Genomic DNA, 13,021 nt, shown 5'->3' on the forward strand with positions numbered 1-13,021 from the left:
ACGGTACCTATGTGCGATATCAAAAATAACAAAAATCCCGCGAATCAGAACTTCGCAGCAAAACCAACCCCTATTACCTGCTTAATCTGCAATCGGGGACCCATTACTCCAGTTTCTTTATTTTCAAATACTTTTACATCATCATCATATATCATATCTACTGTCAATAAAGCGGATATCCACTTATTAACTTTGAGTTCCAGGGCATTGGTGAAAAACACATCTATGTTTTGTGGATTATGTAAGTAGTCTGAAAAAAGATCCAGCCGGCCCTTGTAAGTCATATTTTTCGCAAAGGTCTTTACATAATTGGCAGACAAGTAAGCACCTATTTCATATTTAAAATGTTTACCGGTATCTACACCGTATGCTCCTTGTTTTGAAAGAAAATCATCCATTACAAACACAAAGCGGGAAGTAATAGGAGAGAGGAACAAAGAAAATGAATTATTGGGCTTATAGTCAAAACCTGGTGATACCAGGACGTATGCAGGTGAAAAGAACTTGGAAGACAACTGTTTTGTTGTATCTGAAGGATACAGGTAACCGTTGGCAAATTGTGTACGCAAATTCACTAACCCACTTACATACCAGTTCTTGCCAATATCATAACCATATTTGGTGGTCAGATCAATGCGATCATCGCTTTTACGGCCTCCGAGACTGGTGGTATTGAGATATGCAAAGGCAAGATCAGCCACATTGTCCCAGGAACGCCTTCCTTTTTTATAGAACGCCCAGGCATATAGATTGGAACCTACAGAGAGAGAAAAATTATCTCCACCTGCAGCCCAGTTGCTCAATGATCCCTGGTTAATATTTACATTAATGTTCATCCCTTTCCGCCATAATTTGGGAATAGTGTCATTAGGATCTTTTTTAATTTTCCCGGTAGCTTCTTCCCGTGACTTCTTCATCCAGTCATTTTGTGCATGTACAGCTGTAAGCAATAGCATACAGCAGGCAATGGATAAAATGAATTTTTTCATCAATTTAATATTTAAGGTGAGTATACATATATAACCATCATATTTCTCCCGGTCGGGAAGAAATATGATGGCGGGGGTATTTATAAAGATTTTTACTTTGATTTTTTCAGTTCATCACGGATTTCCGTGAGCAGTTTTTCCTGTGTAGATAATTCAGCTGGAGCAGGGTCTTCTTCTTTTTTCTTGGTCAGTCTATTCATGAATTTTACCAGCAGGAAAATACAGAAAGCAATAATCAGGAAATCAATTATGCTCTGAATAAATGCGCCATAAGCAAATACTGCCACGCCTTTGGCCTTTGCTTCCGCCAGGGTTGCAAACTCTCCTTTACTAGTGTCAAGCAATACAAAGAGATCATTAAAATTCTTGCCACGGGTGAATAACCCGACTATGGGCATCAGAATATTATCTACCAAAGATGTAACGATCTTTCCAAACGCAGCTCCAATAATCACACCCACAGCAAGATCCATTACATTGCCTTTCATGGCAAACTCTTTAAACTCTTTGATGAACGACATAATGCAAGGTTTTAGTGGTTAAAATAAGTGAACAAAAATAAAGCATAATCCCCGAAGCCGTTAATTATTAGTCCATTATTTCTTTAAACGGGGATATTTCATTTGCAATGATTTCAGTGTATCCCTTAACGTTAGGGCTATCAAATATTCTTTATACCAGTTTTGATCAGCTGGCACAATAAGCCATGGTACATAATTACAGCGATTTATAGCATCTTCATATGCTTCCATATACTTATCCCAGAGTTTGGCTTCTGTCAGATCATTTTCGTTATACTTCCACATCTTACGTGGATCTTCTGTGCGTTCAACCAGGCGTTGCTGCTGTGCTTCCCGTGACACATGCAGATAACATTTTATGATATGTGTATTATTGTGAACGGTCAGCAATTTCTCAAAATCATTAATCGCCTCTATCCGTTTTTGCACCATTTTATCGTCAATCCATTTGTGCACACGTTGTATCAGGATATCTTCGTAATGCGACCGGTTGAACACCTGTATCATCCCTTTACCCGGCGCCTGCTGATGTACTCTCCATAAAAAATCATGTTCTGATTCTTCTGTACTGGGAGCTTTAAAAGAGTGTACCGTACAGCCCTGGGGGTTCAGTGTACCTGTAACATTTTTGATCACACCGTCTTTTCCACTGGCATCCATTCCCTGTACTACCAACAGTATACTATGTTTATGCTGTGCATAAAGCAGGTTTTGTAGTTCATCGAGTTCCTGTAGAAGCTCCTGGGTTTTCGCCTTTATCTTTTCTTTATCCAGCTTTTTAGGCGCTGTGGTACTGATCGCGGACAACTTGATTTTACTCATGTATTGCATTCTTATAAATAAATTTAACAAAATCAAATCAGAAGTGTTGCGATAACACGATTTATATTTTGTTGAATACTCCCGATACCTGCACCTTTGTAGTCATAATTTATAACTATGAACCAACGTTTCGCTCACTGGGGAGTTTTCATTTTGCTATCACTCACCTGGGGCAGTTCCTTTATATTAATGAAGATTGGACTGGAATCATTCACCTCCTACCAGGTAGCCAGTTTAAGGCTGGTGGCGGCAGGCTTAGCGCTGTTACCATTTTTACCAAAGGCCTTGCGACAAACACCAGGAAAAAAATTACCGCTTATTTTGCTTTCCGGGGTACTGGGTAATGGTATCCCTGCTTTTCTTTTTTGTTTGGCAGAAACAGAAATTGATAGCTCGCTTGCTGGTATTTTAAATGCGCTCGTCCCGTTGATGGCTTTACTATCAGGCATTATCATCTTTAAAAGTCCATTTAAAAAGGCGCAGCTCACAGGTATATTTGTTGGGTTAGCTGGCGTTGTATTGCTTTTTACCTCCAAAGGGATCAGCACCAACGAGCATTGGTATTATGCATTCCTGGTGATCCTGGCTACCATCAGCTATGGCATAAACATCAGTCTGGTACACAATACGCTTAAGGGCTTCTCTTCTCTTCAACTGGGTTCTATTGCTATGTTTTTTTGTGCCATACTCACTTTCCCGATATTATGGTTCAGCAACTTCTTTCCACAATTTACACAACCGAATGCGCCATGGCGGTCGCTTTCCGCGGGCCTTGTACTGGGTGTAATGGGTACCGGTATAGCGGCAGTGCTGTTTTTCCTGTTAATTAAACGCGCCGGATCGGTGCTGGCGTCCATGGTAGCATATGCGTTACCGTTAGTAGCCGTCGGTTGGGGACTATTGGCTCATGAACCTATTACCTGGGTGCAGGTACTCTGTATGGGTATCATTTTACTGGGTGTGTACCTGGTAAATAGTGCCAACAAGGCACCAGTGGAGAAAGTTCCGGAGCAGGTGAAGTAAACCACCTGGATAAAAGAAGCGGAGATATCAATGGATAAGCATCCGTTGATATCTCCGCTTTAATATTTATTGGCTGAAAGCAGATGGGGAAGCCCCATGCCTTAAATTGCCATGATTTCTTTTTCTTTCACTTCGCAGTGTTTGTCAATTAACACGCTATGTTTGTCGGTCATTGTCTGAATTTCTGCTTCGGCATCCTTGGCAGTATCTTCACTTAAACCGTCTTTTTGTAATTTCTTTACAGATTCAATAGCATCGCGGCGGATACTCCGTACAGCTACTTTTGCCTGTTCGCCTTCATTATTTACTCTTTTCACAAATTCCTTCCTACGCTCTTCTGTCAGCGGGGGGAGGAATAAACGGATGATAATACCGTCATTTTGTGGATTAAGACCAATATTAGATGCGATAATAGCCCTTTCAATGGGCTGCAGCATGTTTTTTTCCCATGGTTGTATTGTCAGGGTACGGGCATCAGCAACACTCACGTTAGCAACCTGGTTCAGTGCAGTTGGCGCGCCATAATAGTCAACGAAAATGCCATCCAGTATCTGCGGATTAGCTTTCCCAGCTCTGATTTTTGTAAGCTCCAATTCCAGGTGCCCGATTGCTTTTTTCATCGAGTCTGCTGCCTCATCAATGATAAGCGTTAGATCATCTTGCATAACATAAATAGTTAAGTGCGTGCAAACCTACAGGTTTTCTTTTAATCGTCAAAGTAACGCCCCATGATAATGGAAGGAGAAATGCTTGCAATAAGCCTTAACAGTAAATTATCCGGAAATAATTATTTATCCTGTAGCACACCGTCTGTTGTAACACGCAATATTTTGGTAGATTCTTTTGCCACTGTTGCTGCAGGCTGAACAACCGGTTCAGGTATAGCCTGGATAGCCAGTGATCTTTTGCGGGCCAGGTATAACATACCCGTAAAGAAGGTGGCAGAACCAATTACCACCATCAATAACCAGGTGGCTCCCATTCCCTGTAACACAAATGCGCCGAGTATATAGGAAGCATTGATGGCTACGGAAACGAGCGTGGTTTGCCTGTGGTTCAGCTTTAAGTCAAGCAGATAGTGATGGATGTGGTTTCTGTCGGCAGAGAAAGGAGATCTCCCCTGTATCATACGCACTGCAAATACACGTAATGTGTCAAATAGCGGTACTATCAGAATGGCAAAAGCAACTGCCGGTGTAGCCGCAATAGGCATCTTACCAACAGGATTTCCTGCCACATCTATAAATTTGAGAATCAGCACCGCGTTAACCAACCCGATCAGTAAGGATCCCGTATCGCCCATAAAAATGCGGGCAGGAGAGATATTATAAATCAGGAAACTAGCCAAACCACCCGCCAATGCAAAGCCTATTACAGCATACGTAGTTTCACCCACATGCAGGAAATAAGCACCCAGCACAGCACTTACCAGTAATCCAATGCTACCGGCATGTCCATCTACACCATCTATCAGGTTAAAGGCATTAATAACCACTATAAAGGTGAAATACGTCAGCATAAGGCTGATATTGGGAGGTAATGTATAGATTCCCATGAATCCATACATACTGGTGAGCTGAAGATTGCCCAGGTAAATAATAGCAAATGATGCCGCCAGTTGTCCGATTAACTTCTTTAACGGAGACAACCCTACGATATCATCTTTCATACCTACCATGAAAATAATAAAGAATGCAGCCATCATATACTGAAATGGCGAATTAGCTATTGCGGGTACACAGATAGCAGCTGCAATTATAAATCCGGAGAAAAAACCAATTCCTCCGAGTGTTGGTATACGCTGTTTATGCGTCTTTCGTTCGTCCGGTTCGTCGTATAAATGCTTTAATTCCGCGACTCTGATAAGTATTGGAATTGAAAAATAGGTAACCACAAAACTTAGGACGGTAGCAATTAATACATTCTCCATTAGTGGGGCTTAATTGTGCAAAGATATTAATTTCAATGAAATGTGAAAAGAAACGTTAAAAAAATCAACTTTTTTAATACTTTGAGATCGCAAAAAAAAAGTTCAACAGCCACAAATTCTACGAAATTCTATTAGTTTTGCGGCACAAAAATTAACAACTATCATGCCACAGCTCAAAGATATTGCTACTCAGGTTAGAAGAGATATTGTACGGATGGTACATGGTGTTCAGAGCGGACATCCGGGAGGATCATTAGGTTGTGCAGACTTTTTAACTGCACTATATTTCAAGGTAATGGACCATAAACCTGTTCCTTTTGATATGGATGGTAAAAATCAGGATCTGTTCTTCCTCTCCAATGGTCACATATCTCCTGTTTTCTACAGTGCCCTGGCTCGTTCAGGATACTTTCCCGTACAGGAACTGAGTACTTTCCGTAAGCTGAATTCCCGCCTGCAGGGACATCCCACCACCCACGAACACCTACCAGGTGTACGTATTGCTTCCGGTTCTCTGGGCCAGGGCATGAGCGTGGCCATAGGCGCAGCACTTGCAAAAAAACTTAACAACGATAAAAACCTGGTGTTCTCTCTTCACGGAGATGGCGAGCTGGAAGAAGGACAAATCTGGGAATCTGTGATGTTTGCACCACACCACAAAGTGGATAATCTTATCATCACAGTGGATCTTAACGGTCAACAAATAGATGGGACTACTGATGATGTTGCCGGACTGGGAGATGTAGGTGCTAAATTCGAAGTATTCGGATGGCATGTACTTCACATGAATGGTAATGATATGGATGACGTTGTGGCAACACTCGAAAAAGCTAAAAGCGCTACCGGTCAGGGTAAACCCATTGCTATCATCATGAAAACCGTAATGGGCCAGGGTGTTGACTTCATGGAAGGACATCACGAATGGCATGGTATCGCTCCAAGTGATGAACAACTGGCCAAAGCATTGGCACAATTACCTGAAACACTCGGTGACTACTAATCATAGTCTTTAAAAATAATTAAAAAGGGTTCGTATAATAGTTATACGAACCCTTTTTAATTATTTTTAAAGACTATGCCCTGTTTATCAAGTAGGAAATAATCGTGCTTTTTTATCATGTTGCCTTTAGCGTTATAGCCTCTACAGCTGCCCTTCTTGCAGGATACCAACTGGCCGCTATTCCTATCACCATAATAGTAATAAATACTAACCCAAAATCTTCCGCATGCATACTTACCGGATAAGCATCTACCAGAAATGAGGTGCCTTCCAGTTTAATAATACCAAATCGCTGCTGCAACAGGCAAAATGAAATACCCAACCCAAAACCCACCACCGTACCTATCCCGGCTATAATGAGACCTTCCGCCAGGAAAATACGCATGATCAGTGACTTACGCGCCCCCATGGCTTTTAAAATAGTAATGTCTTTTTGTTTCTCTATCACCAACATATACAAAGAGCCAATCATATTGAATGCCGCAATGATCATAATAAAACTGAGTATCACATATACTGCCCACTTCTCTGTTTGCATAATGGCATACAGCGATTGGTTCTGTTCATAGCGGGTTTGCACCTTATAACCTTTGCCCAGTACCTGCTCCAGTTTTTCTTTCAGCAGCTTTTCGTTTACCCCTGTCCGTGCCCCGATTTCCAGCGCCGACATCTCATCATCACCCAGCTCCAGTAGCTTACGCAGGAATTCAATATTGGTAATCACATACTTACTGTTAAACTCCTGTTGGATAGCAAACGTTCCTGTAGGATATAATACCCCATTATTCAGGGCGTCCTCCGGCGTAACAAAGGCATTTACATTCCTGCGTGGCAGGTATACCGTTACAGGTGCCAGACTATGTACAACATCCACTCCGAGGGCTCCTTCCAGCTCCAGTCCCAGTACAGCCCGGTAAGCAACACTGTCTCCGGTGTCAAAGCGCCCTCTTACAATATTGCTTTTAACATCTGTTACATTATTATAACCACTGTCTACTCCCTTCAAAACAGCAATCGTAGGCTCGTCACCGTAGCGCAGTACGGCTTTTTCTTCTATTACTTCCGAAAAATGGGCTACGCCCGGAACGGCTGCTATCTGTTGTAGCTGAGCAGGAGTGAGGAGAATCGTTTTTCCACTGGCAGGCGCAATTTTTATAGCAGGATAAAAAGATGAGTACAGGGATTTTACAAGACCTTCAAAACCATTAAATACACTTAATATCACAATCAGGGCACCTGCCCCTACTGCAATCGCCACCACACTTACCCAGGCAATGATATTAATAGCATTCGTAGATTTTTTAGCCCGGAAGTAACGGGAAGCAAATTGCCAAACCATAATGTTGGAATTACGAATTATAAATTACGAATTACGGATTTGTGGGCAGACATAAGCGGATAGTGGTATTTGCGTTTACTATCTACCCACAAATCCGTAATTTGAAATTCGTAATTCGAAATTCTATTTATTGCCATCCTTAATATTTGCATCGTCTTCCTTGATCTTTTTAAACAACTCTTCCATCTTGAACACATAGTCCAGGGTATCATCCAGGAAGAAGCTCACATCAGGTATTCTGCGCAATTGTTTGCCCAAACCTATTCCAAGCGATTTCTTTATTTCGCCCATTCTTTCCTTGATACGCTCCAGCATCTCAGCAGGGGCCTTAATCTGAAACATGCTCAGGTATACTTTAGCCTCCAGCAGATCAGGCGTCATTTTTACAGCAGCAACAGATATCATTCCTCCATCTACCACATTAAATCCCATCCGCTGAAAAATACCACTTAGTTCCTGTTGCACTAATTGTCCTATTTGCTTCTGCCTTTTAGTTTCCTGCATCTCATTCAGTTTTAATCGTTAGTAAAAAGGGGCCTGTGTACGATAATAGCATTTTTACAGCACAGCGCCAAACCTTAACAGGCTGCCAGCAGCCCGTCAGATGCGAAATTAACCTTTTCCTGCAAAGAATAGTGGCAATTAAACCCCGACATATCGTATTTATGCTATTTTTGCCAGCAGTTTAAAAGCAACAGGAATGAAGACGTTCAAGCGATTACTAAGATTTGCGACCCCTTTACATCATTATTTTCCGGAATATGTCATCTACACATTGATCGGTATCATATTCGGTATGGTCAATTTTGCTATGTTAATTCCGTTGCTGACGGTTATTTTTAATCAGGTAGATGAAGTCCCAAAAGTAGTAACGGCGCCACACTTCACTTTTTCCATTAACTACTTTATAGACCTGTTTTATTATTATTTCTACGACTTTATCAAAGCCAGCGGTTCCAAACTGAGTGCTTTATACTTTGTTTGCGCAGTTATCGGAATATGTGTAGTCATCGCCAACTTTGGCCGATACATGAGCGCCCGGGTAATGGTACGCCTGAAAATGACAGTCCTCTCCCGGTTACGCACCCGCCTGTATGAAAGATTTACGGATCAATCACTCTCCTTTTACAGCGAGCAACAAAAGGGAGATCTGTTATCTTCCATGACCAACGATGTACAGGAAATTGAAAATAGTGTGATTAATGCGGTTCAAACACTCCTGCGTGACCCATTCATTATCATTGGCTATTTTGCTGCATTGTTTTATATCTCTGTAAAATTGACCCTGTTTACCATCGTTTTCTTCCCCGTTTCTGGTTTACTGATTTCATATGTCTCGAAAAAACTGAAATTAAAAGGCAAGTTCAGCCAGGATCTGCTGGGAAAAATTTTGTCTGTTACAGAAGAAACACTCAGCGGCATAAGAATTATACAGTCTTTCACCGCAGAGCGCTTTATGAAAAATAAATTCGGAGAAGTAAACAACCAGTTTGTGAAAGTCAGTAAGTCTATGTATAACCAGCGGGAACTGGCATCTCCTATCTCCGAAATACTGGGCGTAATCGTAATTATCATCCTGGTTATTTATGGTGGTTCATTGGTGCTTTCCGGCAGTGAACTGCTCACCGGTGCTACTTTCATGACTTACCTGGTTTTCTATTCACAGATTATGACGCCAGCTAAAAATGTATCTACTTCTATTACCACTATCCAAAAAGGAATGGTATCAAGTGAGCGCATCTTTAAGATACTGGATGCACCAGTAACCATTCAGGAGAAGCCCAATGCACAACCTGTAAAAGAATTTAACAGCCATGTTCAATTCGACAACATATCCTTTAAATACGAACAACAGTATGTGCTGAAAAATATTCAGCTGCAAATTAATAAGGGACAGATGATTGCCCTCGTTGGACGTAGCGGTGCCGGAAAGTCTACCATGGCCGACCTTTTACCGCGTTTTTATGATGTCAATGATGGAGCCATCCGTATAGACGATACCGATATCCGCGACCTTAAAGTACATGACCTGCGTGGCCTGATCGGCGTGGTATCGCAAGAGGCAATTTTGTTTAATGATTCAGTGATCAACAACATTGCCTTTGGCCAGCCAAATGCCGACAGGGAGGCGATTATAGCTGCTGCAAAAATTGCCAATGCCCATGAATTTATTGAGCAGCTGGATCATGGCTATGATACCTTCATTGGTGACCGCGGGCTGAAACTCAGTGGTGGACAGCGTCAGCGCCTGACTATTGCCAGAGCTATTTTTAAAAATCCTCCCATTCTTATATTGGATGAAGCTACTTCTGCATTGGATACCGAATCTGAAAAACTGGTACAGGCTGCGTTGGACAAACTAATGCAAAACCGCACTACCATTGTAATTGCGCACCGACTGAGTACCATACAACATGCCAATGAAATTATTGTAATGGACAAGGGAGAGATCAAAGAACGCGGTACACATGATCAGCTATTGCAGCAGCATGGCATCTATCATAAGTTAGTAGAAATGCAGGAGTTTAAATAAAGGAATCCTAACGTTAAAGTATAAACGAAAACGCAGTACGTCCCGCAAAAACGCGGGACGTACTGCGTTTAATCAGTCCCCATCTGTGTTTCCTTTGTATTATCTTCTTAAAAGATAGTGGTAATGGGTACGGTTTTTGTTATTGTTGCGCCCTGACAATGCCAACACCAGCTCTTTGCAGCACTTATTTTTTAACCTTTTAACATAGCGAACTCCTATGATATCTATCGTAATTCCTGTATTAAACGAAGGTGCTACCATACGCCAGGTTATTAAAACCGTAAAAAAAACGTCTCGTAAAATTGAGATCATTGTAGTGGATGATAACTCTACAGACAACACTGTAGAAGAGGCCATGAAAGAGCAGGTGAGAGTAATTACCAGCAGCCAGCGCGGAAAGGGAATTTCCATGCGTGAAGGCATGATGGCGGCCAAACATGATATTATTGCTTACGTAGACGGAGACATCCTTACTTACCCCGACAATATTATAGACCTATTAACTGGTCCTATAGAAAAAGATGAAGCCGACTTCGTCAAATCCTACTTTGAACGGCAGGCAGGCAGGGTCACCCAATTGGTGGCCAAGCCGCTGCTTAGTATATTATATCCGGAGCTTTCGCATTTTCAGCAACCACTCAGCGGTATGATTGCAGCACGGAAATCATTCCTGTCACGTGTGCATTTTGAAAACGATTACGGTGTAGATATTGGCCTGCTGATAGATATGCACCATTTGGGTGCACGTATTACAGAAGCGAATATCGGGAAGATCGAAAATGCCATGCAAACCTGGGAACAGCTGAGCAAAATGTCGAGAGAAGTATCCCGCACTATTCTACGCAAAGCAGAAAATATACCGCAGGAAAACCTGGAAACCCTGGGTAATATCAACCTGATACGAGAACAGATGGAATATTCCATCCTGGAGTCTATTGATAAATTACAGAAGATGGTCATCTTCAACCTGGACCATGCAGTATTCACCCAGAGCTACCTGCAATGGGCGGCCGTTGCATTTGACAAAGAAGAAGCCCTGCAGGATATCCTGGCTGGCCGTCACGACGCATTGACCCGAATGAAATTGAGCGCCACGCTCTTTGAAGGACGCAATATTGCGGAGATGCTGGAGATAGCGGATGCGATTCCTCTAGTACCCGGTTTCAGGGAAATAGTGCAGGAATTGAAAAAAAGAGGGTATGCCTGTGGTCTCATCACAGATGGATTCGGAACAGTGGCCCGTCATATAAAAAACAAGCTGGGAATGGATTTCGTATTTGCCAATAAGTTACATCTGGTCAATAGTGTAGCCACCGGTGAATTTTCCGCAGCCGATTATTTTATGAAAGGCGACCAATATAACAAGAGCAATGTGTTCCCCTATATAGCGCAGCAATATCACATTAATACACAAAATATCATTTACGTGGGAGAGGGGAAGCAAGACAGCCAGCTGCTGGCAGAAGCAGGCATAGGCGTTGCTTTTTGTCCACAGTACCGTGGCGAAATTGTAGAAAAGGTTGCCGACAAAATCATCAGTGGGCTGTCACTCGCACCACTGTTGGATATAGCGCAGGCAAGTCCTTCTAAATTTGGTATTAAGCTCCCTGCTATCAGTAAAAAACAGGCGCGTAATATCGGTGTGGGTAGTTTGGTAAGCCTGGCAGGAGCTGGGTTAATTTACCTGGCAGTACGCCAGTTGCGTAATAAGAAAGTAGCAACCTGCTGATAACTCATCGCAGTGACGCAATAAAAAAGGCGCAGTGGACTAGTCCGCTGCGCCTTTTTCGTTGCGTCTTTACCGGTGAGTAAGACTATTTACTTTTAGCCAGTTTGGCTTCAATGCTCAATGTTGCGTGTGGAACAGCTCTGAGACGTGCTTTGTCTATGAGTTTACCGGTTACGCGGCAAATACCATAGGTTTTGTTTTCAATGCGCATCATGGCTTTTTCCAGGTGGTCAATGAACTGAATCTGACGGCTGGCCATCTGGTTAAGTTGCTCTCTTTCCTGGGAGCCACTACCATCTTCCATGCTCATGTATTTGTTCTCAGTATCGTCAGTACCAGCTTCATCTTTACGGGTGATTAAGCCTTGCAGGTAGATGAGTTCCTTTTTAGCTGATTCCAGCTTTTTTTGGATCAATTCTCTAAACTCCTGAAGGTCGGAATCACTGTATCTGTATACAGGACCGGTAGGTGGTGCTGGTTGATCCAACACTGACTTGGTAAATTCAGGTTGATAAGTTACCAAAGTAGCTTTTCCACCTTTTTTCTCGGTTTTTTCAGTTTTTTCGGGTTTTTCGGATCTTTCCGTCTTTACTGATTTTTCAGCCTTAACAACTGGCTTTTCAGCTGCTTTTTTCGAGGATTCTTTTTCCTTAGCAACTTCTACCTTAGTATCTGCTTTCTTTACTGCCATCGTTTTAAGTTCTTTTTCTTCTGACTTAGAAATAAATGGTTTCTCTTTTTCAGCGGAAACACTTTTCGTAACCACTTGCTGCTTTACAGCAGGCTCTTTTTTAACGGTCGATTTTGCAGGTACAGCAACGTTCTTGACGGATGTTAATTTACTGTTTTTTATGGCTGAAGCCTTTTTTACCGCTGGTTTCGACGCCACAGGGGCGGTTTTTTTAGCAGTACTTTTGGCTACCACGGCTTTTCCGGCTGCTGGTTTTGCAGCTGCTTTAGGAGCCGCCTTTGTAGGGGCAGCTTTTTTTGCAGCGGCTTTCTTAGGTGCGGGTGCGGCTTTTTTAGCGGGGGCAGGTTTAGCAGGTTTCTTTGCTGCTGGAGCCTTTGCCGCCGTTTTCTTAGCCGGAGCTACCTTTTGGGTCGTTTTACTAGCAACCTTCTTTTTTGTTGCCAT

General features: G+C 42.4%; 12 protein-coding genes. 4 read left to right on the forward strand and 8 right to left on the reverse strand.

The window, feature by feature from the left end; all coding sequences use genetic code 11:
• Window positions 1-44: 44 nt before the first annotated feature.
• The 3 genes from AC1DP6_RS01240 to AC1DP6_RS01250 form a co-directional block, all read right to left on the reverse strand.
• Complete coding sequence (locus AC1DP6_RS01240; protein WP_477053238.1) at window positions 45-989, reverse strand: DUF3078 domain-containing protein; 945 nt, start codon at window positions 987-989, stop codon at window positions 45-47.
• Window positions 990-1,081: 92 nt separating this feature from the next.
• A complete protein-coding gene (mscL, locus tag AC1DP6_RS01245) occupies window positions 1,082-1,510 on the reverse strand; it encodes a large conductance mechanosensitive channel protein MscL (protein ID WP_477053239.1) in 429 nt (142 codons plus the stop codon).
• Between the two features lie 75 nt (window positions 1,511-1,585).
• A complete protein-coding gene (locus tag AC1DP6_RS01250; RefSeq protein WP_477053240.1) occupies window positions 1,586-2,332 on the reverse strand; it encodes a PPK2 family polyphosphate kinase in 747 nt (248 codons plus the stop codon).
• 117 nt (window positions 2,333-2,449) lie between these two features.
• Between AC1DP6_RS01250 and AC1DP6_RS01255 the strand changes: the two genes are divergently transcribed.
• Window positions 2,450-3,355, forward strand: a complete 906-nt coding sequence (locus AC1DP6_RS01255; RefSeq protein WP_477053241.1) for a DMT family transporter — start codon at window positions 2,450-2,452, stop codon at window positions 3,353-3,355.
• 101 nt (window positions 3,356-3,456) lie between these two features.
• Here AC1DP6_RS01255 and frr read toward each other — a convergent pair whose 3' ends face one another.
• Entirely contained in the window at window positions 3,457-4,020 is a 564-nt protein-coding gene (gene frr, locus AC1DP6_RS01260) for a ribosome recycling factor (RefSeq protein WP_441573124.1), read from the reverse strand.
• A gap of 122 nt (window positions 4,021-4,142) precedes the next feature.
• The gene (locus AC1DP6_RS01265; protein WP_477053242.1) at window positions 4,143-5,285 is read right to left on the reverse strand and encodes a glycosyltransferase family 4 protein; all 1,143 of its coding nucleotides are present in this window, start codon (window positions 5,283-5,285) and stop codon (window positions 4,143-4,145) included.
• A 163-nt stretch (window positions 5,286-5,448) separates the two neighbouring features.
• On the opposite strand from AC1DP6_RS01265, the gene AC1DP6_RS01270 reads away from it, so the two are divergent.
• Window positions 5,449-6,285, forward strand: a complete 837-nt coding sequence (locus AC1DP6_RS01270; protein WP_477053243.1) for a transketolase — start codon at window positions 5,449-5,451, stop codon at window positions 6,283-6,285.
• Window positions 6,286-6,400: 115 nt separating this feature from the next.
• Here AC1DP6_RS01270 and AC1DP6_RS01275 read toward each other — a convergent pair whose 3' ends face one another.
• Together AC1DP6_RS01275 and rbfA are read right to left on the reverse strand one after the other, a co-directional pair.
• Window positions 6,401-7,624: an FtsX-like permease family protein gene (locus tag AC1DP6_RS01275; RefSeq protein WP_477053244.1), complete on the reverse strand. Its 1,224-nt coding sequence runs from the start codon at window positions 7,622-7,624 to the stop codon at window positions 6,401-6,403.
• A gap of 123 nt (window positions 7,625-7,747) precedes the next feature.
• Window positions 7,748-8,128: a 30S ribosome-binding factor RbfA gene (gene rbfA, locus AC1DP6_RS01280; protein WP_441573120.1), complete on the reverse strand. Its 381-nt coding sequence runs from the start codon at window positions 8,126-8,128 to the stop codon at window positions 7,748-7,750.
• A gap of 196 nt (window positions 8,129-8,324) precedes the next feature.
• Here rbfA and AC1DP6_RS01285 point away from each other — a divergent pair, with 196 nt between their 5' ends.
• Complete coding sequence (locus AC1DP6_RS01285; protein ID WP_477053245.1) at window positions 8,325-10,157, forward strand: ABC transporter ATP-binding protein; 1,833 nt, start codon at window positions 8,325-8,327, stop codon at window positions 10,155-10,157.
• A 217-nt stretch (window positions 10,158-10,374) separates the two neighbouring features.
• A complete protein-coding gene (locus tag AC1DP6_RS01290; RefSeq protein WP_477053246.1) occupies window positions 10,375-11,886 on the forward strand; it encodes a glycosyltransferase in 1,512 nt (503 codons plus the stop codon).
• Between the two features lie 85 nt (window positions 11,887-11,971).
• Here AC1DP6_RS01290 and AC1DP6_RS01295 read toward each other — a convergent pair whose 3' ends face one another.
• Complete coding sequence (locus AC1DP6_RS01295; RefSeq protein WP_477053247.1) at window positions 11,972-13,021, reverse strand: TraR/DksA family transcriptional regulator; 1,050 nt, start codon at window positions 13,019-13,021, stop codon at window positions 11,972-11,974.

It is taken from the genome of Chitinophaga sp. 01L420, assembly GCF_056399985.1.